Annotated in this window: 18 protein-coding genes; 15 read left to right on the top strand and 3 right to left on the bottom strand. The window is 70.1% G+C overall.

What is annotated here, in order from left to right:
• Nucleotides 1-129: 129 nt before the first annotated feature.
• From ACGGAQ_RS28670 to ACGGAQ_RS28650, 5 genes are all read left to right on the top strand, one after another.
• A complete protein-coding gene (locus tag ACGGAQ_RS28670; RefSeq protein WP_393054524.1) occupies nucleotides 130-2,367 on the top strand; it encodes a discoidin domain-containing protein in 2,238 nt (745 codons plus the stop codon).
• A gap of 260 nt (nucleotides 2,368-2,627) precedes the next feature.
• Nucleotides 2,628-3,437, top strand: coding sequence for a DUF1996 domain-containing protein (locus ACGGAQ_RS28665; RefSeq protein ID WP_393054522.1), 810 nt, complete (start codon nucleotides 2,628-2,630; stop codon nucleotides 3,435-3,437).
• A gap of 261 nt (nucleotides 3,438-3,698) precedes the next feature.
• On the top strand, nucleotides 3,699-5,471 hold the full coding sequence (locus ACGGAQ_RS28660) for a discoidin domain-containing protein (RefSeq protein ID WP_393054520.1): 1,773 nt from the start codon (nucleotides 3,699-3,701) through the stop codon (nucleotides 5,469-5,471).
• 21 nt (nucleotides 5,472-5,492) lie between these two features.
• Nucleotides 5,493-6,791 (top strand): DUF1996 domain-containing protein, encoded by a 1,299-nt coding sequence (locus tag ACGGAQ_RS28655; RefSeq protein WP_393054518.1) that lies wholly within the window; start codon nucleotides 5,493-5,495, stop codon nucleotides 6,789-6,791.
• Complete coding sequence (locus ACGGAQ_RS28650) at nucleotides 6,788-7,402, top strand: DUF305 domain-containing protein (protein ID WP_393054516.1); 615 nt, start codon at nucleotides 6,788-6,790, stop codon at nucleotides 7,400-7,402. The genes ACGGAQ_RS28655 and ACGGAQ_RS28650 overlap by 4 nt, the downstream gene beginning before the upstream one ends.
• A gap of 352 nt (nucleotides 7,403-7,754) precedes the next feature.
• Here ACGGAQ_RS28650 and ACGGAQ_RS28645 read toward each other — a convergent pair whose 3' ends face one another.
• Nucleotides 7,755-8,168 (bottom strand): carboxymuconolactone decarboxylase family protein, encoded by a 414-nt coding sequence (locus ACGGAQ_RS28645; RefSeq protein ID WP_393054681.1) that lies wholly within the window; start codon nucleotides 8,166-8,168, stop codon nucleotides 7,755-7,757.
• Between the two features lie 218 nt (nucleotides 8,169-8,386).
• On the opposite strand from ACGGAQ_RS28645, the gene ACGGAQ_RS28640 reads away from it, so the two are divergent.
• The gene (locus ACGGAQ_RS28640) at nucleotides 8,387-8,971 is read left to right on the top strand and encodes a hypothetical protein (protein WP_393054514.1); all 585 of its coding nucleotides are present in this window, start codon (nucleotides 8,387-8,389) and stop codon (nucleotides 8,969-8,971) included.
• Between the two features lie 137 nt (nucleotides 8,972-9,108).
• Here ACGGAQ_RS28640 and ACGGAQ_RS28635 read toward each other — a convergent pair whose 3' ends face one another.
• Complete coding sequence (locus tag ACGGAQ_RS28635; RefSeq protein WP_393054512.1) at nucleotides 9,109-11,457, bottom strand: P-loop NTPase fold protein; 2,349 nt, start codon at nucleotides 11,455-11,457, stop codon at nucleotides 9,109-9,111.
• Between the two features lie 318 nt (nucleotides 11,458-11,775).
• On the opposite strand from ACGGAQ_RS28635, the gene ACGGAQ_RS28630 reads away from it, so the two are divergent.
• Nucleotides 11,776-12,273, top strand: coding sequence for a DUF4395 domain-containing protein (locus ACGGAQ_RS28630; protein ID WP_393054510.1), 498 nt, complete (start codon nucleotides 11,776-11,778; stop codon nucleotides 12,271-12,273).
• 144 nt (nucleotides 12,274-12,417) lie between these two features.
• Here the strand turns inward: ACGGAQ_RS28630 and ACGGAQ_RS28625 are convergent, their stop codons facing one another.
• Nucleotides 12,418-13,452 (bottom strand): LLM class flavin-dependent oxidoreductase, encoded by a 1,035-nt coding sequence (locus tag ACGGAQ_RS28625; protein ID WP_393054508.1) that lies wholly within the window; start codon nucleotides 13,450-13,452, stop codon nucleotides 12,418-12,420.
• A gap of 282 nt (nucleotides 13,453-13,734) precedes the next feature.
• On the opposite strand from ACGGAQ_RS28625, the gene ACGGAQ_RS28620 reads away from it, so the two are divergent.
• From ACGGAQ_RS28620 to ACGGAQ_RS28585, 8 genes are all read left to right on the top strand, one after another.
• A complete protein-coding gene (locus ACGGAQ_RS28620) occupies nucleotides 13,735-14,589 on the top strand; it encodes a DUF1684 domain-containing protein (protein ID WP_393054506.1) in 855 nt (284 codons plus the stop codon).
• 33 nt (nucleotides 14,590-14,622) lie between these two features.
• Nucleotides 14,623-15,156 carry a flavin reductase family protein gene (locus ACGGAQ_RS28615; protein WP_393054504.1) on the top strand — a complete coding sequence of 178 codons (534 nt, stop codon included), beginning with the start codon at nucleotides 14,623-14,625 and terminating at the stop codon, nucleotides 15,154-15,156.
• 41 nt (nucleotides 15,157-15,197) lie between these two features.
• Nucleotides 15,198-16,106, top strand: coding sequence for a zinc-binding dehydrogenase (locus ACGGAQ_RS28610; protein ID WP_393054502.1), 909 nt, complete (start codon nucleotides 15,198-15,200; stop codon nucleotides 16,104-16,106).
• Nucleotides 16,107-16,506: 400 nt separating this feature from the next.
• A complete protein-coding gene (locus tag ACGGAQ_RS28605; RefSeq protein ID WP_393054500.1) occupies nucleotides 16,507-18,150 on the top strand; it encodes an ABC transporter substrate-binding protein in 1,644 nt (547 codons plus the stop codon).
• Nucleotides 18,147-19,076 carry an ABC transporter permease gene (locus tag ACGGAQ_RS28600; RefSeq protein ID WP_393054498.1) on the top strand — a complete coding sequence of 310 codons (930 nt, stop codon included), beginning with the start codon at nucleotides 18,147-18,149 and terminating at the stop codon, nucleotides 19,074-19,076. The genes ACGGAQ_RS28605 and ACGGAQ_RS28600 overlap by 4 nt, the downstream gene beginning before the upstream one ends.
• A 4-nt stretch (nucleotides 19,077-19,080) precedes the next feature.
• Entirely contained in the window at nucleotides 19,081-19,971 is an 891-nt protein-coding gene (locus ACGGAQ_RS28595) for an ABC transporter permease (RefSeq protein ID WP_393054496.1), read from the top strand.
• Entirely contained in the window at nucleotides 19,971-21,629 is a 1,659-nt protein-coding gene (locus tag ACGGAQ_RS28590) for a dipeptide ABC transporter ATP-binding protein (protein WP_393054494.1), read from the top strand. The genes ACGGAQ_RS28595 and ACGGAQ_RS28590 overlap by 1 nt, the downstream gene beginning before the upstream one ends.
• Complete coding sequence (locus tag ACGGAQ_RS28585; protein WP_393054492.1) at nucleotides 21,626-22,831, top strand: LLM class flavin-dependent oxidoreductase; 1,206 nt, start codon at nucleotides 21,626-21,628, stop codon at nucleotides 22,829-22,831. Before ACGGAQ_RS28590 ends, ACGGAQ_RS28585 begins: the two co-directional genes overlap by 4 nt.
• Nucleotides 22,832-22,836: the final 5 nt, after the last annotated feature.

Here is a 22,836-nt window from a genome sequence, read left to right as displayed (position 1 = left end):
TCCAGACAACCGCCACTGGTGCGCGATTCGTGGGCCATCGTCCAGGGCCCCTCGATACCCGTCCCCACGGAGCCACCGCCGCCTGGCCGTCGGCGGTGGCTTCCATCCTGACCCCATCAGGGAGATGTCATGCAACGCTCCGTCAGCAGGGCGAGCCGGACCGGCAGACGCCGGTTCGCGCTCGCTGCGGCCGTGTCCGGGCTGGCCGTGTTCGTCACCTACGCCCTCGCCGTGACCACCCCGTCCGCCACCGCCGCCGCAGCCGGCTGCGGCACCGCCAACGTCGCACTGAACCGACCGGCCACCGCGTCGTCGGTGGAGAACAGCCGGCTGTCGGCGGCCAACGCCGTGGACGGCAGTGCCACGACGCGCTGGTCCAGCGCGTTCAGCGACCCGCAGTGGCTCCAGGTGGACCTCGGTGCCAGCACCGATGTCTGCGAGGTCGTCCTCACCTGGCAGACGTCGTACGCGAAGGCGTTCCAGATCCAGGTCTCACCGGACGGGGTCGGCAACTGGTCGTCGCTCTACTCCACCGCCACCGGCAGCGGCGGTACGCAGACCATCCCGGTCAGCGGCACCGGCCGCTTCCTGCGGGTGTACGGCACCACCCGGGCCACCGGATACGGATACTCGATCTTCGAGCTGGTGGTGCACAGCGGGTCAACGCCCACGACCCCACCGCCCACCACGGCGCCGCCCACGACCGGCCCGCCCATTCCCGGTGGGGGCGCTCTCGGCTCCAACGTCATCGTGTTCGACCCGTCGATGTCGTCGTCCAGCATTCAGTCGAAGCTGGACCAGGTGTTCGCTGCGCAGGAGACGAACCAGTTCGGCACGCAGCGTTACGCGCTGCTGTTCAAGCCCGGCTCGTACACCGGCCTCAACGCCCAGTTGGGCTTCTACACCTCGATCGCCGGCCTCGGGCAGAACCCGGCCAACGTGCAGATCAACGGTGACGTCACCGTCGACGCGGGCTGGATGGCCGGCAACGCGACGCAGAACTTCTGGCGATCGGCGGAGAACATGTCGATCACTCCGGTGTCGGGCCGTGACCGGTGGGCGGTGGCCCAGGCGGCGCCCTTCCGGCGGATGGACGTGCACGGCGGCATGACGCTCGCCTCGCCCAACTGCGGGTGGGCCAGCGGCGGGTACATCGCCGACAGTCGGATCAGCGGCACGGTCAGCCCGTGCTCGCAGCAGCAGTGGTACACCCGGGACAGTCAGGTCGGCGGCTGGAACGGCGGCGTCTGGAACGTGGTCTTCTCCGGGGTGGCCGGCGCGCCTGCCAACACGTTCCCGACGCCGCCCTACACCGTCGTGCCGAAGACCCCGGTCAGCCGCGAGAAGCCCTACCTGTACACGGACTCGTCGGGCGCCTACCGGGTGTTCGTCCCGTCCCTGCGTACCAACAGCTCCGGCGTCACCTGGGCGGCCGGCAACACCGCCGGCACGTCGCTGCCGCTGACCCAGTTCTACGTCGCGCACCCGGGTGACTCGGCGGCCACCATCAACAGCGCGCTCGCGCAGGGCCTGAACCTGCTCTTCACCCCGGGGGTCTACCACGTCGGCCAGACCATCAACGTGACCCGGCCGGACACCGTCGTGCTCGGCCTGGGCTTCGCCACCCTCATCGCCGACAACGGGGTCACCGCGATGAACGTGGCGGACGTCAACGGGGTCAAGGTGGCCGGGCTGCTCTTCGACGCCGGCACCACCCGGTCGCCGTCGCTGCTCCAGGTCGGCCAGAGCGGCGCGAACGCGAACCACGCCGCCAATCCGATCTCGCTCCAGGACGTGTTCCTGCGCGTCGGCGGCGCCGGCCCGGCCGCCGTCACCAACGCCCTGGTGGTAAACAGCAACAACACGATCATCGACCACATCTGGGCCTGGCGTGCCGACCACGGCGCCGGGGCCGGGTGGACCACGAACCCGTCCGACACCGGCCTGGTCGTCAACGGCGGCGACGTCACCGCGCTCGGCCTGTTCGTCGAGCACTTCCAGAAGTACAACGTGATCTGGAACGGCAACGGCGGCCGGACCATCTTCTTCCAGAACGAACTGCCCTACGACCCTCCGAGCGCGGCAGCCTGGTCGCACGACGGCATCACCGGCTACGCCGCCTACAAGGTGGCCAACTCGGTGACCAGCCACGAGGCCTGGGGGCTCGGTAGCTACTGCGTGTTCACCGCCGACCCGTCCATCGCCGCCTATCACTCCTTCGAGGTTCCGGTCAATCCCAACGTCAGGTTCCACGACGTGCTGACGGTGTCCCTGGGCAAGGGTTCGATCACCCACGTCATCAACGACACCGGTGACGCGGCCCTGCCGTCCTCCGTGACCCCGCACAACGTGATCAGCTACCCGTGAATCATCGGGTGTCCGGCCGACCAGGGTCGGCCGGACACCCCTGTGCGGGTTATTACGCGGCACCGTCGGCCAGCCCCTTTGGCAAACTGATGGCAACCAATTGTTTCAATCTCAGGCCATTGTTAGTTTTCTGGAAATAGATGCTCGTTCCTACGTCCAAAGGAGATCCGATGAGCATCAGGTCACTCTTGTCCAGAGCCGTTTCGGGAGGGCGTCGGAGAGTTGTCGCCAGGCCACTTGCCGCGGTTTTCCTGAGTGTCGTGGTAATCGCCGCGGTCGGTGGAAACGGCACGGCGTTCGCGGCGGACGACCCGCCCTTCGCGCAGTATCAGGAGGCGCACGCCAACTGCGACGTCAACCACCGGCTCAGCGACGACCCGATCGTCTTCCCCGGTCTGCCCGGTGCGTCGCACAACCACACGTTCATCGGCAACCCCACCACCAACGCCAACTCCACGCCGCAGTCCCTGGTCGGTGGTGCCACGTCCTGTCAGGACACCCTCGACGCGTCCGGTTACTGGTTCCCCACGCTGTCGCAGAACGGCACGCCGGTACCGAACAGCATCGTCACTGTGTACTACAAGTCCGGGGTGAAGGACTACCGCACGGTCAAGCCGTTCCCGGCCGGGTTCAAGCTGCTCGTGGGGGACGTGAAGACGCCGGACGCGGCGCACTTCGGGGGCAACTGGTCGTGCACCGGCTACAAGGGCGACGACTGGCCGGCCTCCTGCCCCTCCGGGTCGTCCCTGGTCGTGCGCCTCAAGGCGCCCAGTTGCTGGGACGGGGTGCACCTGGACGTGACCGACCACAAGTCGCACATGGCCTGGCCGGTGAACGGGGTCTGCCCGGCCGACCACCCTGTCCCGCTGCCGATGCTGGAGATCAAGCTCCCGTACAAGCTGGCGGGCACCAGCACCGCCGGCCTGGCGTATTCCTCGGGGGCCAGTTACTCATTCCACTACGACTTCATGAACGGGTGGAATGCGGCCCGCCAGGCCTATGTCGTGGCCTACTGCATCAACGGGGGTCGGCAGTGCAACGGTTACGGTGAGGACCCCAAGAAGCCGTAGCGGTCAGGTGGCGTCGATCGTGGCCGGTGCTCGCTGTCGAGCGGGAGTCGTCCGGCCACGATCGGCCGCGTCCGGTAGCGGCCGGCCCCAGCGCCCCGACCATCCGCCGCGCGTAAAGATATTCATGCTGATCAATTAAATGTCATTGACATCCGTGGTCGGCAGGGTTAAGAGTGAGGTACGTCGGAGAGCGCTCTCTCGCGATTTGGGCCGGAAGCAGTGAGCTGTCGGTCCCGCCGCCGCCACCCCGAAGGAGTACCGATGAATCGGACTCTCCCCCCGTCCCGCACCCCGTTGTCCCGAGCCGGGCGGGGCAGCCGCCTCGCGGCCCTCGGCAGCGCACTGCTCCTGCTGCTCGGCGCGTACCTGGCGGTCCTGGCGCCGCCCGCCGACGCCGCCGACGCGCTGCTGTCCCAGGGGCGCCCGGTCATCGCCTCGTCGACCGAGTCCGCGGCGTTCCCCGCCTCGGCTGCCGTCGACGGCAACGCCGGCACCCGCTGGTCCAGCGCGTTCAGCGACCCGCAGTGGCTACGGGTCGACCTGGGTGTCTCCGCCACCGTCAGCCGGGTGGTGCTGCGCTGGGAGGCCGCCTACGCCCGCGCGTTCACCATCGAGACGTCGCCCACCGGCACCGACAGCTGGACGACGATCCACACCACCACGGCCGGCACGGGCGGCGTCCAGGACCTCGCGGTCACCGGCACCGGCCGTTTCGTCCGGGTCAACACCACCCAGCGCGCCACCCAGTACGGCGTGTCGCTGTGGGAGTTCGAGGTCTACGGCAGCACCGGCCCGCCGCCCACGACCCCGCCGCCCACGACCCCGCCGCCCACGACCCCGCCGCCCGGCGGCGCGACGCTGCTGTCGTACGCCAAGCCGGCGGTCGCGTCGACCAGCCAGAACGACGGCGCGTGCTTCGGCTGCACGCCGGACAAGGCGTTCGACCACGACCCGGCGAGCCGCTGGGCGACGAGTCCCACCAACGGCTGGGTCGACCCGGGGTGGATCTACGTCGACCTCGGCGCCACCGCCACCGTGACCCAGGTCGTGCTGCAGTGGGATCCCGCGTATGCCAGGTCGTACCAGATTCAGGTCTCGCCGAACGCGTCCACCTGGACCACCGTCTACTCGACCACTACCGGGAAGGGCTTCAAGGAGACCATCGACGTGACCGGCACCGGTCGGTACGTGCGGATGTACGGCACCGCCCGCAGCAGCCAGTACGGGTATTCGCTGTGGGAGTTCAAGGTGTACGGCACCGGCGGCAACCCCACCCCGCCGCCGACGATGCCTCCCGACCCGACGTTCCCGGCCACCCGGCTCGTGTTCGCCGACGAGTTCAACGGCGCCGCCGGCGGCAAGCCCGACCCGATCAAGTGGACGATCGATCCGGGCACCGGCCAGAACAACGAACTCCAGTACTACACGAACAACAACAACGCCAGCCTGGACGGCGCCGGCTCACTCGTCATCGAGGCCCGGCGGGAAACCGTCAACGGCCGCTCGTACACCTCGCACCGGATGAACACCGGCAACAAGTTCCACGTGCAGTACGGCCGGATCGAGGCCCGCATCCGGGTGCCAAAGGGCAACGGGCTCTGGCCGGCGTTCTGGATGATGGGTGCCGACTTCCTCACCGGGCGGCCGTGGCCGTACAACGGGGAGGTCGACATCATGGAGGTCCTCGGCCGCAACACGCTGGAGGCCTACTCGACCCTGCACGCGCCGGCCTACAACGGCGGCAACGGGTACGGCCAGAAGTACCCGTCACCGGGCGGGGTGGACCTCTCCGGCGGCTTCCACGTCTGGTCCGCCGAGTGGGACAGTCGCGGCATCACCTTCAAGATCGACGGGCAGGCGGTCTTCGTCGCCAGCAAGGCCACCGTCGAGTCGACCCGTGGGCCGTGGGTCTTCGACCACCCGTTCTACCTCATCCTCAACCTCGCCGTCGGCGGTGACTTCCCGGGACCGGTGGACGGCACCACGCCGTTCCCGTCGCGGATGCTCGTCGACTACGTCCGCGTCTACCAGTAGCCCGGCCCGGAAGGAGTCCTTATGTCCCTGCCAACAGCTCCGACACCGGCTCGCGGGCGGCTGCGTACCACCATGCTCGCCGTGGCGCTCGCCGCCATGCTCGGCGGCTATCTGGTCGCCACCGGCATTCGGGCCGACGCCGCCGACCCCCTGCTGTCCCAGGGCAGACCGGCGACGGCGTCCTCCACCGAGAACGGCGGCACGCCGGCCGCCACCGCCGTCGACGGCGACAACGGCACCCGCTGGGGCAGCGCGTTCAGCGATCCGCAGTGGCTGCGGGTCGACCTCGGCGCCACCGCGACCGTCAGCCGGGTGGTGCTGCGCTGGGAGGCCGCCTTCGCGCGGGCCTTCACGGTGCAGACCTCGGCCGACGGCACCGTCTGGACCACCGTCTACAGCACTACGACCGGCCCCGGCGGCGTACAGGATCTCGCCGTCTCCGGCAGTGGCCGGTACGTCCGGGTCAACGCGACCCAGCGGGCCACCCAGTACGGCGTCTCGCTGTGGGAGTTTCAGGTCTACGGCGGGGGTGGCGCTCCGCCGCCGACCAGGCCGCCCGGCGACGTCGTCCGGGTCGCCGAGTTCCTCGCCGACTGTCCGTTCAGCCACCGGCTGCCGGACGACCCGATCGTCTTTCCGGGCCTGCCCGGCGCCTCACACATGCACAGCTTCTTCGGCAGCAGGGTGACGAACGCGTACACCACCGTGAACGACCTGCTCAACGCCAACAGCAACTGCAATCCCTCGGTGGACACCTCGTCCTACTGGATCCCGACCTTCTATGTCGACAACCAGCCGGTCGAGCCCTCGATCGCCACGTTCTACTATCTCGGCGAGGGCGTCCGCCCGGACGTGACCGCGCGGATCCAGCCGCTGCCGCTGGGTCTGCGCATCGTCGCCGGGAACGCCAAGGCGACCGCGCCGGAGCAGAGCATCGCCCGGTGGTCCTGCCTGCACCATGGCGAGGTGCCCCCGTCGAAGAACTTCGTCAGCTGTCCGGCCGGCAGCATGATCGAGTCGTACCTGGACTTCCCGCAGTGCTGGGACGGGGTGAACCTGGACTCGGCCAACCACCAGAGCCACATGGCGTACCCGGTGAACAACGACTGCCCGGCCAGCCACCCGGTGCCCGTGCCGAAGCTGCGCCAGGTGATCCGGTACCCGGCGAACGGTGACCCCGCCCGCTTCCGGCTCGCGTCCGGTGCCGGTTACACGATGCACGGCGACTTCTTCAACGCCTGGCCGGTGGTGGAGATGGAGCGCCGGGTACGGGACTGCATCCGCCCGATCATCAAGTGCGGCGTCAGCGGGACGCCGTGACGGTCGTACCTCCTCGCCGGCCCGGCACCGGGCCGGCGAGGCTTTCCGCCCTGCTTGCCGGGCTGCTGCTCGCCCTCGTGCCGGCGGCCGGCTGCGCCACCGGGCCGGCCACGGAAAGGGCCGCGCCGGCCCCCGTCGTGTCGCCCCCGGCCACGGCGACGCTCGGCGGCACCGACGCGGCCTGGATCCAGTTGATGATCCCGATGAACGAACAGGTACTCAAGGCGCTTGTCCTCGTACCCGGGCAGACCACCGACGAGCGGATCCGAGACCTGGCCGCGCGGATCGCGGCGGGCCGGCGCGCGGAACTCGACGACCTGAGGCGGCTGCGGGGCAGCGCGGGGCTCCCGGCGGTCAACCAGCACGAGGGACACGAGCTGCCCGGCATGGTGATCCCGGCCGACCTCGTCGTGTTGCGCTCACTGCGCGACGCGGCGTTCGACCGCGCCGTGCGGGAGACCCTGCGTGAGCACGTGGAGCAGGGCGCGCGTCTCGCGGACGCCGAACAGACCAACGGGGTCGATCCGGAGACCCGGCGGCTCGCGGAGCGGATGCGGCAGACCCGGCTCACCGAACTCGGCTGGCTCAGGCGGACGACGGCCACGCCGTGACCCTGTCCGCCACGTCGGACGCCGGCGGCGACCGCGGGTGGTTCAGGCGTCAGCAGCCACAGTTGTGGTAAAGGCTGTCCCAGCCCGCTGTTTGCTCGCTGACCGCCTACCGATCGGCGTGAGCGGCTGACGCTCCGCTCCTACCGCTCGGGCGGCGACGCCGCTGCCTTCGTCGTGCCCCGGTCAGGTCCTCGAAAAGCCGAAGCAGTTCACGATGGTGTTAAGCGAAATCATGGCAGCCACTGGTGCCGCCGTTCGGGCGCGGCACCGTCGCCTGTGGCCGGCAGCAGACCGGGCGGCGTGAGCGGGCGCTATCAGCTGTGTCGGCGACGCGTAAGCGACGACGGCGAGGTCAGCCGGCCGGGGTGGGGTTTGCCGGGACAGGTAGCAGGTTGCGCTCTGCGAAGACCTTCTTGGCGACGAGCGTGGCGTTGACGGCCCGCGGCACGCCGCAGTAGACCACCGCCTGCAGCAGCGCCTCGACTATCTCCGACGGCGTCAGGCCCGCGTTGAGTGCCCCGTTGACGTGCACCTCCAGCTGGGCCCCGGCATCACCGAGGCCGGTCAGAATGCCGAGGGTGAGCAGCTCCCGGTCCCGGCGCGCGAGCTGGGGCCGGACGTAGAGATCCCCGTAGGACCAGGCGACGGAGCGACGGCTCAGCTCGGGCGAGACGTCGGCGAGGGCTTCCAGGAGTTTCTGCGCGGCGCCGCCGTCGGCCTGTTGCAGCGCCTCAAGACCCCGCTCGTACTGCTCGTCTCCCGCCATGGTCACGCCCTACCTCTGCCCATCGTCCTGTCGGCTGGACCGGCGGGTACCCATTGCCGTGCCGGACAAACGGGTCGCGTCCCGCGCGTCAGTCGATAGGGGGCGCCGCTGAGATCAAGGAGGAGGTTCTCCAAGCTGCTTTGCCGAACCAGGACGCCGCCCGCGTTCACGCAGAAGCGCTCTAGTGGGATCAAGGCCGGTCCCATACCCTGCGAGGGATGCCCCTCGCGCAGCAGCCACCCGAAGCGGCCCCGTGGTGGGGCGTCCCGGTGATCGCCGGTGCCTTCCTCCTCATCGGCGCCTTGATCGCTTTCTTGTCCACGGCCGCTAGCGATCGCCGCAAATTAGCCCGCGAGGACCGGCGCCAATGGGACAAGGAAATCCGCGATGCCTACGTGGACATCGCGGCCGAGGTCAACAAAATAAGCGAATATCGCGGCCTGGTCCTCCCAGAAGGCGAACGCGGTGCCAGGTACCAGGCCGGGTCCAAGGCTGGCGAGAGAATCCGCAGCCAGGGCGACCTGCTTCGGATCATCGGGACAAGAGCGCTGGTCGAACGGGTGGAGCAGCTTGAGTACGCCAGTTCCCAGATCGTCGCGCACTGGCACGACCTGCAGGACGCCGGTAAGGTCGAATACCGTGCCCTCAACGCCGCGCGAGGCGAATTGCTTAACGCCGTCAAGAGTGAGCTCAGAGTCGAGCGATACAAGCCCTACGTGCGTCCTCCGATGTCGCGAATCACGCGATTCCGAGTGGCGACCGCAGTCAGGCTGAAAGCCTTGCGAAGGGCTGATCGGCGCTAGAGCGGACCTGACGAATCCGTGACGTCAGTGGCTCGACCACCCAGACGGTGCGGCGGTGGGCTGGCTGTGGGCGGCGGCCGCTGGTCGTCCACCTGCGCCAACACCTTAGCGCCGCGAGCGTCGGGGCGGTCCGTGCCTCACCCCGCCTTCAGATGCCCTTGAACGTGGCGTAGCTGCTGCAGCGCCGTCGGTGGGTCGACCGCGAGCTGCTGGTGGGCGCGGGCCAGGTCGACGGCGAGGGGATCTTCGTCGAGCGGCGTGCGGCGAACCACGCCAAGGTCTGAATGCCGCCAATCGGCCACGATCTGCGAGTCGCGGCGGAAGACCTCCAGCACGACCGAGTAGTAGAGCAGGGCGGCGGCCAGTGCCGTCCCTGCATCCGTCGGCTCCGGGCCGGCGAGCCATTCGTCCGCCGCCGTCCGCAGGCCGCAGATGGTGATGTCTGGCCAATGCGGGTCGTACATCACCTTCGCCAGCTTCGGGTCCCCGCCCTCGGCGACGTCGCGCGCCAGCCGCTGCTGGAAGCCCCGCTTCACCGCCTGCACCTCGAGGGCCACCAGTTGGGCGGCCACCGCGTCGAGCTCGTTGCCGACCGTCGACCTGCGGTGCAGCTCGAACATCATCCGAGCCACCCGTAGCACATCTCGTGGCATGCCGCCGGCCAGGCAGTGGCAGAGCATCCAGAAACACGACGGCACACCGGACAGCCGGTGCCGCAGCAGTGCGACCGAGTCGGACATCAGCATCGGGCGCAGGTGAACGACCTGATCGAAGGCGCTGTCGAAGACCGTCCGGGTGCGCACCACCCGCCGCTCGAAGTTGACCAGCGCCTCCTCCGAGACTGACACCAGATAGGCGCAGTGCTTTACACCGAAGATGGCCTTGATCTCGTTGAGGAACCGCTCCGCTAGCTCCGGTTCGGCGATCCGGTCCAGCTCATCGATCGCGATGACCAGCTTCCCGCGGTCATCGGTCTCGTCACGCCACCACGCTGCGACCTGCGTGGTGAACTCGCGATAAGCGGCCACCACGTCGGGCAGGCTCAGCGGCTGCTCTGCCCACTGCCGGCCCCACTTCCAGCCGAACTGTATCGACAGCGGCGCCGCCTGGCCGGAGTGCTCGACCGAGAGCGTCTGCAGGAACCGAATCTGCCGCAGCCGCCGAGTGGCCTCGGCGGACAGGTGTGCCTCGCTGGTCTGGCCGCCCGCCCGAAGGCGGCGGGCTATCAGGAAACATGCGACACCGAACACTAAGTAGGTCCCGGCCAACTGGGGCAGCGGGCGCCCGTCGGCCACCAGCCGCCGCGTCCCCGGAAAGGCCAGTGCCAGCACACAGGTCACGGTTACGAGGCTGAGCAGGGTGATGGCGAGCCGGCGGAGCGTGCGCGATCCGCGCCGCCACAGTGTTGGCGGCCGCTGCCGGCCGAGTCGACGCACCACCGCCTCACATAGCTGGGCGTAGAGGTGCAGCATGAAGTCTCGCGGCTCGTAGCGCACCGGTGCCGAGATCATCAGACCGAACGTGTCTGGGTGCGGCGACTCCTCGGTCAGCGAGCGCAGCATTGTGGTTTTGCCGACGCCGCGGGAACCGCTGATTGCAACGGCCTGGGCACCCAGGAAAAACACCAGAGCTCGGATCTGTTCGATCTCGGAGCGGTCGACCAAGCGGTCGGCGCTGACATCGGCCAGCGTCGGCGAGATCGGCATGCGTGGCAGCACGGGTGCCTGCCCTGGGTTGTCGGCATGCTCCTCGAAGGCGGCGCGCAGCCGGTGCTGGATCATTGCGTCGCCGGCGGTGCTCCACTGCTCAGCGGGCACGATCCAGGACTCGAGTCGCCGCGGTGTCGCCCGCGCGAGCGCGACGACCGCGATCACCAGGCACCCCAGTAGTAGGTAGAAGTCGAGTTGCGGCAGCTCCGTCGCGCGCACCGCGGCTGTCCAACGCCGCGTCACGTCGGAGGGCACCACGGCGCCCCGGTATAGGGCTCGGCCGAGCCGGGCCGCAGGCTCCGCCAGCGAGATGACGACGCCGCAGAGCAGGGCCAGCAGGACGCCCGCCGCCAGGGCGAACCGGATTAGGCCCAAAACTCCATCGCGGCGGCGATCGCTGAGCGCGTTGAAGAGGTCGATTGGCGGCTCGGTCGCGGTACGCAGGGCCTGTGGCCAGAAGTCGGGGTACGACGCCCGTAGCCGCTGGAAATCGGGCATGCCGCCTTCGAGTTCCGCCGTATACAAGTAGCGCGAGCGGAGAAAACCGGAGACGTTGCGCTCCAGCCGGGACCGAATGCGCTCGAGGAACCGCTCCACGTCGTCGGCCGTCGCTCTCGCGGCGATCGTCCCCGCCACCAGGACGGCCGCGGCGCTCAGCAGCACACCGAGAGAGACTGCGGCCGGGGTCGAGTAGGCGGCGGCGAACGCCCAGGCGAAGAGTGCCGCGAAGAACAGCGGACCGGCGCCGAGCAGCCAGCTAAACCGACCCGAACCCACGACCTTCCCTCCCGGTTGTCCGCCCGCAGTCTTGCGCACTGGCCGACGGCGGGCAATCAACCCGGCGCTGTCTTAGCCCTAACGACGCTTACGGCACGAACGGCCGCGGAGGGCCGGCTACTGCCGTGGGAGCATCGCGAGGTCGAGTGGGCGCTCCGGTGAGAGCGGATGGCCTGGGTGCCGACGAAGTCCTGCTCGCTGACAAAGCGCGCACCAACCAGCACCACTACGCCCGCCGGTCTGCCACCGCAGCCGGTCCGGCCGGCACGAGCGGTTGTAGGCTACTCAATCTATGGGAATAGTCGGTATCATTCCGCCATGGCCAGCGCGCTGTTCGGTTTTCCCAACCCCGTGAACGAGGTATCCGCCCGACTCGTCGCCGGTGGAGTGGTCCTCCTGTCCGCGGTGACGATCGTGCTGGACCAGCCCTGGATCAGCGCGCTGATCGCGTACGGGTTCGTCGCGCGGGTGCTCACCGGCCCCACACTCAGCCCGCTCGGCCTGCTCGTCACGCGGGTGATCACGCCGCGGCTACCGGTGCGGGCCAAGCTCGTCGCCGGGCCGCCCAAGCGGTTCGCCCAGGGGATCGGCGCTGTGCTGGCCCTGACCGCCGCTGTGCTGGCGCTCGGGTTCGGGCAGCACCTCGCGGCATACCTCGTTCTCGGCGTGGTGATCGTGGCGGCGACACTCGAATCCGTGTTCGCGTTCTGCGTGGGCTGCGCGGTCTTCGCGGGGCTCATGCGAATCGGGTGGATCCCCGAGGCCGTCTGCGCCGAATGCAACGACATCTGGAGCCGCGTGCCGGCCAACGGATAGGAGACCGCCGCTGCCGGTGGTGGCGATGCCGAGATCGGCGTACGCGGGCTCGGGCGTCTCCGACTCGTCGGCGCGCGCGAACTCGCTCTCCCGCCGTCGGCAAGAGGGGGCAGGTCGACTGGCTCGGTCATCAGCCCACTGTCGCTAGCGGCTGGGGTGCCACCCGAGTACGGGGCCGAGCCGGGTCGCCATGTCGGTGAGGATCTGCGCGTAGTCGGCCGGCGTGAAGGTGAAGGGCAGGGCGAACGCAACCTCGTCGACCTCGCGGAACGCGACATTGTCGAGCAGTCGTTCGGCGATCAGCTCCGACGGGCCGACGAGGTCGGGGGCGAACATCATCCGGGCCGGACCCTGAGGTGACGCCGTTCGAGGGTTGCGTTGTCGGGCGTACTCCTCGTAGCGGGCACGTTGGGTCGGGGTGGCTGTGTCGGTGGGGATGACGACGAGCCCTTGCGAGACGCGAGCTCGTTCGCCGTCCGGGTGGTGGGCGCGAAACGTCCGGATGTGCGAGAGCTGGATCTCGGCGAAGTCGGTGGACTCCTCGGCCTTGACCACGCTGCTGGTGAGCAGGTTCATGCCCTGCTCGCCGGCCCAGCGAGCGGAGCTGAGGCTGCCGGCGCCGTACCACATCCGGGCAGCCAGGCCGGGGGAGTGCGGTTGCACCCGGCGGGAGAACTGCTCGAAACCCTCGAAGCCCTCGACGTCGCTGGCCGGCTCGCCGCGAACGAGGTCGAGCAGCCGTCGTACCCGGGTGTAGCTGAAATCTTCCGCGTCGGCGGTGTCCGGGTAGAGCGATCGGCGGACCCGGTCGTAGTGCATCGGTGGGCCGACGCTCACCCCGGGGTTGAGGCGTCCGCCGGAGAGGATGTCGACCGTGGCCAGGTCCTCGGCCAGCCGCAGTGGGTTCTCCCAGCCGAGCGGGATGACCGCGGTGCCGAGCTCGATGTGCCGGGTCCGCTGTGAGGCCGCCGCCAGGACGGCGATCGGTGAGGAGATGCCGTACTGGAGGTGGCGGTGGCGTACCCAGGTGCTGTCGAAGCCGAGTTGCTCGCCCAACTCGATGAGCTGGAGTGTCGCCTCGTGGCCGGTGCGAGGGTCGGCCTCGTCGAACAGGCCGATGGTCAGAAAGCCGAGCTTTCGCAGTGGCGCCGACTGTTTCGACACAGGTGTTTCACTCACCGTCCGCCTCCAAGGATGCTCACCCAAGGACTTGAAATCCTACCTTGTTGGTAGGAAAATCGATCGCATGCTGCCTGTTCGGCTCACCTCCCGCCGGGTCGTCGACCTGATGCGGGTCGCCGCGCAGCTCTGTCCCGGCGGGCCCAGCACGGCCTGAAGTGGCCCGGCACCGCCGCCGTCCGCTCAGTTTCCCCGTCGCCAATCTCGCAGCCGGCGCGTAGCCACGCTCGGCCCCCGCATCCCGCCAGCACGGAGATGCCCCTTCATCGAGAGGGACCCGTCATGAGTAACGTCGCCGTCTCGTCCACTGGCACGGCTTCCCGTGGTGAATTCAACGAGGATTGGCAGGAGTGGCACCGACTCCACGAGGAGGCTCGGGCCGACCGGCACGGCTTCCTCGCCGTCAGTGCTCTGCACTGGCTCACCCCAGGGCCGCAGCGCTTCCCCGACGTGCCCGGGGAGTGGCACACGGGCGATTATGGGCCGGTGGTGGTGCTCGGCGATGGTGAGGAGCTCATCATCGCCGGCCAGCAGATCCGAGGCCGGCATGAGTTCGGGCCGATCGCCGAGCGCGCCGGCGTCACCGTGGACATCGAGGGTGCAGTGCTGGAGGTGGCCCGCCGGGGTGGGCACGACATCCTCCGCCCTCGACGACCAGACCACCCCCTGCGCGTGGGTTATCGGGGCACCCCCACCTACCCGCCCCACCCACGATGGGTCCTGCGGGGACGCTTTGTGCCGTTCGACAGCCCTCGGCCAACCACCGTGGGGGCGGCGGTGGAAGGGCTCACGCATGTCTACGACGCACCCGGCCGGATCGAGTTCACCGTCGACGGGGTGCCACTGAGCCTGACCGCGTTCAACGGCGTGCAGCCGGGGAGTCTGTCCGTGCTGTTCACCGACGCCACCTCCGGCGTCACCACCTATTCGGCGAACCGATCCCTGGCAGTGGGTGCGCCCGACGAGCAGGGCCGGGTGACGCTCGACTTCAACCGGGCTACCAATCTGCCGTGCGCGTACACCGACTTCGCGACCTGCCCGTTGCCCCCGGCCGAGAACCGCCTGTCGGTCGCCGTCGAAGCCGGCGAGAAGACCCCGTACGAGCGGCTGGCTGGCAATCCCGCCGACCGTTCGTAGCCCCCTCCGGACCAGCCCCTCGGGAGGATCGTCATGACCCCGTCCACCGACGCCCCGGTCGACGCCGACAGCGACGCTCTGCGGACGTTGCTGCGCCACCAGGCCAGCACCGTCACAGTCGTCACCGCTCCCGGCTCGCCGGCGGTCGGCTTCACCGCCACGTCGTTCACCTCGGTGTCGTTGGCACCGCCGATCGTCTCGTTCTGCCTGAACCTCGGTTCCTCGAGCTGGCCTGCGGTCGCCCGTGCCCGACACGTGGCGGTGCACCTGCTCGCCCACCATCAGCAGGAGTTGGCCCGAACCTTCGCGACCAGCGGCATCGACCGGTTTGCTGGCCCCACCCGGTGGCGGCCAGGCCCGGAGGGTGTGCCGATCCTCGACGACACCCTGGCCTGGCTGCTCTGCCGGGTTGTCGACCGGGTGACCGTTGGTGATCACGCCGTGGTGCTGGCCGAGCCGGAGGTGCTCCGGCACGCCGACGTCGGCTCGCCCCTGCTGTACCACCGGGGCCGGTACGCCGGGCTGGCCGGCGACCACGACGTCGCGGCCCGTCGCCCTGCCGCCTGAGCAGTCCGGTCGTACGCCCAGTCCGCGATGAGGAGGATGTCATGCGTGCGATCGTCGCCGCTCCGGACACCGTCGAGGGGTTCCGGTTGGCGGACCTGCCCGACCCGACTCCGGGCCCCGGGCAGGTGCTTGTCGATGTTCGGCATGCCGCCGTCAACGCCGGCGAGATCCGTCACCTCGACGTCTGGCCGGCCGGGCGGGTGCTCGGATTTGACGCCGCGGGTCACGTGGTGCGCGGTGCCGCCGACGGGTCCGGCCCCCGTGCGGGTGACCGGGTGGTCGCCTTCGGGGCGGGTGCCTGGGCCCGCCTGGCGGCATTCGACGTGGACAGTGTGGCCGTGGTGCCCGCCGCCGTCGACCTGGCCGAGATGGCCGCGCTGCCCATGGTTGGCCTCACCGCCCTGCGCACCTTGCGGACGTCAGGGCCGCTTCTCGGCCGCCGGGTGCTGATTACGGGAGCGTCCGGGGGAGTGGGCCGGGTCGCCGTCCAGCTCGCCCGCCACGAAGGCGCGTACGTGGTCGCGGTGGTCGGGTCCGTGACTCGTGGTGCGGGCCTGACGGATCTCGGCGCTGATGAGGTGGCGGTTGGTCTGGACGCGATCGTCGACCCGGTCGACGTGGTGCTGGAAACGGTTGGTGGCGCTCATCTCGTGGCCGCCTGGGGCTTGCTGGCCCCGGGCGGGGTGCTGCACAGCATTGGCTGGGCGTCCGGTGAGCCGGCCGTCTTTCCGGTGAACTCCACCTTCGCTCCGGGTGCGGCACGGGCGCTGCGGTCCTTCGGCGACGCCACCGCCGCGGGCCCGGATCTCGCTATCCTGGCGGATCTCGTGGCGCGTGGAGCGCTGCGGGCACCGATCGGTTGGCGCGGCTCGTGGCAGCGCCTTGGGGCGGCGGCTGATGCGCTGCGGGAGCGTCGGGTGGCAGGAAAGGTCCTGCTCGACCTCGATTGAGCTTGACGGGCATGAAGGGGTGCACCGGCCGGGTGCGGAATCCTGGTAAATCCTATAGGCCAAGTAGGGTATACGTCAATGAATCAACGTCCCCACGTGCGATAGCCGACATCCGCCGAAGGATTCGTTGACACCACCACCGCCGTGGAGGTGGACTCGACTCATGTCCAGCGAGCTGCGGTTGACGATCCGCGGCCACATCGACTTCGGTCGAGTGTGGTCGAGTTCCTGTCTGGCCTGACCCGGCACCCTCGCCCGTAACCCGGCCCGCCGCAACGGCCCGCCGAGGTGGGGCGCATCGCCGCGCCACCACAGCATCCGCACCGTCACGGCCCACGCCCAGCCGCGGGGCCGGGTGTCGGCATACCCGCTTCCGCCTGCCTGGACAGGAGACTTCACCATGCCCTCGAATCGATTGCGACCCCTGGTCGCCGCCGCGTTGGCGCCACTGCTGGCAGTCATGGCCGGCTGCTCCACCGGTGCCACCCCGGCCGCCGAGGCGGCCGGCCAGCCCCGCTCCGGCGGCACCCTCACCTGGGCCGTGGAGACCGAACCGATCACGCTCAACCCGCACCAGTACGCCCAGGCCAAGGCCCGCCTGCTGGTCTGGAACACCTTCGAGTCCCTGCTCACCTACGACAAGCAGGGCAAGCTGGTGCCCTGGCTGGCGACCGGCTGGACGGTCGCGCCGGACGGGCTGTCCTACACCCTGACGCTGCGTGACCGGGTCACCTTCACCGACGGCACGCCGTTCGACTCGGCGGCCGTCAAGGCCAACTTCGACAAGCTCCGGGAACCCGGATACGCCCCGGCCGTCGCCGCCGTGCAGCTGCGCAACCTCAAGGCCGTCGAGGCCGTCGACCCGCGCACCGTACGCCTCGTCCTCAGCGCGCCGGACGTGCTCATCCTCGATTTCCTCGCCTCCCCGCAGGGCGCCCAGGTCTCGCCGAAGTCGCTGCGCGAGGCGAAGAACCTCAAGGCCGGCGGTGTCGACGTGGTCGGCACCGGACCGTTCGTGCTGGACCGCTACGTCCCCGGGCAGGAACTGCACTATCGGCGCAATGCCGGCTACGACTGGGCCCCGCCCACCGCGACCCACACCGGGCAGGCCCACCTCGACGGGATCACCTACCGGTTCCTCAAGGAGTCGTCCGTTCGCGTCGGCGCCCTCACGTCGAATCAGGTGCAGCTCATCGAGGGGGTGCCCGCCACCGACCAGCCACTGATCACCGGCAACCGGACACTGCGCCTGAGCCGGGAACTCAACTCCGGCTCCGCCTACTCCTACTACTTCAACACCTCCCACGCGCCCTTCGACGACCTGCGGGTCCGGCAGGCGTTCCGGGAGGCCGTGGACGTCGACACCGTGTTGACGTCCGTCTACCGCGACACCGCGACCCGCGCCTGGAGCGTGATCAGCCCGTCCAGCCCGCTCTACGACAAGCGCCTCGAAGGCGGCTACAGCGGCGACACCGCGAAGGCGAACACCCTGCTCGACCAGGCCGGCTGGGCGACGCGGGACGCCGACGGCTTCCGCGTGAAGGACGGCAAACGGCTCACCGTACGGCTCGTGCAGTCCGCTCCCTTCGTCCGCGACCGCCGCGACATCCTCGCCCAGGCCGTACAGGCCGCGGTGAAGCAGAGTGCCGGCATCGACCTGAAGGTCTCCCTCGTCGACCAGGGCACGGCCAACCAGGCGTTCGAGCGCAACGAGTACGAGGTCTTCGACAACTCCCGCGCCGACACCGACGCCGGTGCCGCCCTCAACCTGCTGCTGCACTCGAAGGGCGGCATCAACCGCACCCGGGTCAACGACCCCCGCATCGACCAGCTCCTGGAATCCGGTCAGGCCACCGCCGACCCCACCAGGCGGGCCGGCCTCTACGCCGACCTGCAGCAGCGCGTCGTCGCCGAGCAGGCACTGGCGCTGCCGCTCTACGCACCGGCCGACCAGATCGCCGCCAGCACCAGCGTCGGCGGGGTCCGCTTCGAGCCCACCGCCGGCGTACCCGCCAGCGCGTACGACCTGTGGATCGGGAAGTGACAGTCCTACGGGCGGTGGCCCGCCGGATCGGTGCCGGCCTGGTCGTCTTATGGGTCGCCGCCACGGCCGCCTACCTGGCACTGCTGGCCGCTCCCGGCGACACCGTGGACACCATCGTCGGAGACGGCGCCGACACCCCACAGATCCGCGCTGAAATCATCGGCGAGTGGGGTCTGGACCGGCCCGCCGTGGTGCAGTACCTCGACTATCTGGTGCGGCTCGTCAACGGCGACCTGGGCCGCTCCTACCTGCTGCAACGTCCGGTCTCCGACGTGATCGGCGAGAAGCTCCTCCCCACTCTCGCGCTCGCGGTCGCCGCAACCGGGATCGGGGTGCTGCTCGCTCTGCTCGTCGCGGTGGCCACCGCCGGGGACCGGCGGCCGTGGCTGCGCAGGGCCAGCTCCGGCGCGGAGCTGCTGCTGGTGTCCACCCCGTCGTTCCTGATCGGGATCGTCCTGCTCAGCGTGCTGTCGTTCCGGTTCGGGTTCTTCCCGGTCTCCGGCGACCAGGGGGTCGCCGCGCTGGTGCTGCCCGCCGTGACCCTGGCGCTGCCCATCGCCGGGCTGCTCGCCCAGGTGCTCCGCGAGGGGCTCGACCGGGCCATCGACCAGCCGTTCGTGCTCACCGCCCGGGCCCGAGGCGTCCGGGAACGGGGTGTCCTGCTGCGGCACGCGCTGCGGCACGCCCTGCTGCCGGCCGTCAGCCTTGCCGGCTGGATCTTCGGCATCGTGATCGGTGGCACGGTCATCGTCGAACAGGTCTTCGGTCGGCCCGGCCTTGGCCAGGTCATCCTCTCCGCCGTCACCAACCAGGACATGCCTGTGGTGCTGGCCGTGGTCACCCTGTCGGCCGCCGGCTACGTCGTGGTCAACACCGCCGCCGACCTCGCGTACCTGCTGGTCGATCCGCGCCTGAGAAGGAGCTGACCCGATGACCGTCACCCTGGGCCCGCTGTCCACCGACGCGCCCGCGCTCACCGTCGACGCCCCGCCCGCCCCCGTCGTCCGGACGCGACGTCGGATGCGGCCCGGTGTGCTCGCCGCCGGGGCGTACCTCATTCTGCTGGTGCTGGCGGCGGCCTGGCCGGCCGCGTTGGCCCCCGGTGACCCGCTCGCCGCCGACCCGCTCGGCGTGCTCTCGCGGCCGAGCGCGGCGCACTGGTTCGGCACCGACCATCTCGGCCGCGACGTCTGGACCCGGGTGGTGCACGGCGCCGGCCACTCGCTCACCATCGGCCTGGCCGCCACCGCGATCGCGGTCACCGGCGGCGTGCTGCTCGGCCTGCTCGCCGGCCTCGCGCACCGGGTCGCCGACGAGGCGCTCAGCCGCACCTTCGACGCGGTGTCGGCGTTTCCCCTTCTGCTGTTGGCGCTGCTGTTCATCGCCGTCGCCGGGCCCGGCACCGTCAGCCTGATCGTCGCCATCGGCATCGCCACCCTGCCGCACCACGCCCGGGTGGTCCGCGGGCAGACGTTGCTCGTCCGCCGCGCCACCTACGTCGAACAGGCCGTCACCTTCGGCTTGTCCCGGCCTCGGCTGGTGCTGCGGCATGTGCTGCCCAACGTGGTCGGCCCGGTGCCGGTGCTCGCGGTGATCGGGCTCGGTGAGGCGATTCTGGTCGCCGCCGGGCTCAGCTTCCTTGGCATGGGTCCACAGCCACCGTCGCCGGAGTGGGGCACGATGCTCTCCGAAGGGCGCAACTACCTCCAGGTGGCCTGGTGGATCAGCATCCTGCCCGGCCTGGCGGTCACCGCCACCGTGGTGTCGCTGACCGTCGTCGGCCGGCACTGGCAGGCACGCTTCGACGGGCGGCGGCGCTGATGGCCACCCTGGTAGCGGTCGAGGACCTGCACGTCGACTTCGACACCCCGACCGGTCGGGTGGCCGCCGTTCGCGGAATCAGCTTCGCGGTGGAGCGCGGCGAGTGCGTGGCCATCGTCGGAGAGTCCGGCTCCGGCAAGAGCGTCACCGCTCGTACCCTGGTCGGTCTCGCCGGCTCGGGTGCGCAGGTCCGCGCCACTCGTCTCGAACTGGCAGACCAGGACGTGCGGAGTTACCAGCCACGGGACTGGCGGCGGGTCCGTGGCCGGCTCGCCGGGCTGGTCCTGCAGGACGCACTGGTCTCGCTCGACCCGCTACGGACGGTGGGTGCCGAGATCGGTGAGGTGCTCACCGCCCACGGCATCGTCAACCGCCGTGAACGGGCCGGTCGGGTCGCCCACCTGCTCGACCAGGTGCACCTACCGGATCCGGAGCGTCGGGCCCGGCAGTATCCGCATCAGCTCTCCGGCGGGCTGCGGCAACGGGCACTGATCGCCTCCGCGATCGCCGGTGAGCCGGCGCTGCTCATCGCCGACGAGCCGACCACCGCGCTCGACGTCACCGTGCAGGCGCAGATCCTGCGGCTGCTCGCCGAGCGCCGCGCCGCCGGGGTGAGTCTGCTGCTGATCAGCCACGACCTGGCCGTCGTCGCCCAGGTCGCCGACCGTGTCCTGGTCATGCGCGACGGGCGGATCGTCGAGCACGGCCCCACCGACCGGCTGCTGCGGGCCCCGACGCATCCGTACACCCGGCAGTTGCTGGCAGCGGTGCCATCGGCGACGTCGCGGGGCCGCCGGCTCAGCGCTGTGACCGAGGTGTCGCGGGGCGCGGCCCCGCCGGCGCGGCCCGCGCTGCCCACCCGACCCGAGATCCGCCCCGACGACACGGTGCTCGACGCTGGCGGGCTGACCAAGAGGTACGGCGACCAGACCGTTGTCCGGAACGTGTCCTTCTCCATCGCCCGGGGTGAGACGCTCGGCCTGGTGGGAGAGTCCGGCTCCGGCAAGAGCACTGTCGCCCGGATCGTCGCCGGTCTGCTCGACGCCGATGCGGGCATCCTCACCTTCGAGGGGACGCTCTGGGCCGCGGTGCCCGAGCGGGCCCGCCGCCCGTTGCGGCGCAGGTTGCAGCTGATCTCACAGGACCCGCTGAGCTCCTTCGACCCCCGCTACACGGTCGGTCGGGTCATCGCGGAGAACCTCGACCCCGACGTCGGGCGATCGGAGCGCCGCGATCACGTCGTCGACCTGCTGCGCCGCGTCGGCCTCGGTGCCGACCTGCGTGACCGGCATCCTCGTGAGCTCTCTGGCGGACAGCGGCAGCGGGTCGCGATCGCCCGCGCGATCGCTCCCCGACCGGCCCTGATCATCTGCGACGAGCCGGTCTCCGCCCTCGATGTCTCCGTGCAGGCCCAGGTCCTCGATCTGCTGGCTGACCTGCGTGCCGCCGACGGCACCGCCCTGCTCTTCATCTCCCACGATCTGGGTGTGGTGCACCACCTCAGCGACCGGGTGCTGGTCATGCACAACGGGGAGGTGGTGGAGCAGGGCCCGGTCGGCGATGTCTTCACCTACCCACGCCACGACTACACCCGGTCCCTGCTCGACGCGTTGCCCACGCTCATCACCGCCGGCCGACCGGAGGAGAAACAACGATGACCGAGAAGACCCTGCACCTGGCCGTCGCTTTCGACGGTCTCGGCTGGCATCCCGCCGCCTGGCGGCTCTCGCACGCCGACGTGACCGCCCCGCTGACCGCCCGCTACTGGAACGCCCTCGCCGGAGAGGCGGAACACGCCGCACTGGACCTGCTCACCATCGAGGACAGCCTCGGCCTCCAGACGTCGCGGCTCGACGGCCCCGACGGTCGCGTCGATCAGCTCCGGGGACGCCTCGACGCGGTGCAGATCGCGGCCCGGCTCGCCCCGCTGACCCGGCACATCGGGCTGATTCCGACCACCAGCACCACCCACACCGAGCCTTTCCACCTCTCGACGGCGGTGGCCACGCTCGACCACATCAGCGGCGGCCGCGCCGGTTGGCGGCCCCGGGTCTCCGCCACACAGGCAGAGGCCGGGCACTTCGGTCGGCGCGACATCCCACCGCTGGACCTGGCCCGGCTCGACGAACCGGAAACCGTGCAGCTCGTCGGCGACCTGTTCGCCGAGGCCGGCGACGCCGTGGAGGTGGTCCGTCGGCTCTGGGACAGCTGGGAGGACGACGCCGTGATCCGGGACGTGCCGACCGGACGTTTCGTCGACCGGGAGCGGCTGCACTACATCGACTTCACCGGCCGGTGGTTCTCGGTGAAGGGGCCCACCATCGTGCCTCGCTCCCCGCAGGGGCAGCCGGTCGTCGCTGCGCTGGCCCACTCCTCGGTGCCGTACGCCTTCGCCGTCCGGCACGCGGACATCGTGTTCGTCACTCCGACCGACCCCGAACACGCCGCCGCGATCGTGGCCGAGGTGCGGGCGGCCGAGGCGACCGTCGGCCGGACCGAGCCGCCGCTACGCGTCCTCGCTGACCTGGTCGTGCTGCTCGACGAGACACCGACGCTGGCCCGGCACCGCAGGAACCGCCTCGACGAACTGCACGGGGAGGAGTTCACATCGGACGCGACCAGCTTCACCGGCACCCCCGGGCAGTTGGCTGACCTGCTTGCCGAGTGGCACCGGGCCGGAGTGGACGGTTTCCGGTTGCGACCCGCCGTTCTCCCCGACGACCTGACCGCGATCACCCGGAAACTGGTGCCCGCACTGCGGGACCGGGGCCTGTTCCGAGCGGGCTATCCCGGCGGGACGCTGCGTGACCTGCTCGGCTTGCCCCGACCGGCCAGCCGCTACGCCGTCACGACCGCCTGAGCACT

Origin of the sequence: Micromonospora sp. NPDC047557 (genome assembly GCF_043205095.1) — a bacterium.
Lineage (GTDB): Bacteria > Actinomycetota > Actinomycetes > Mycobacteriales > Micromonosporaceae > Micromonospora.
Note: the sequence above shows the minus strand (reverse complement) of the source record. Positions and strands in the feature narration are given on the sequence as shown.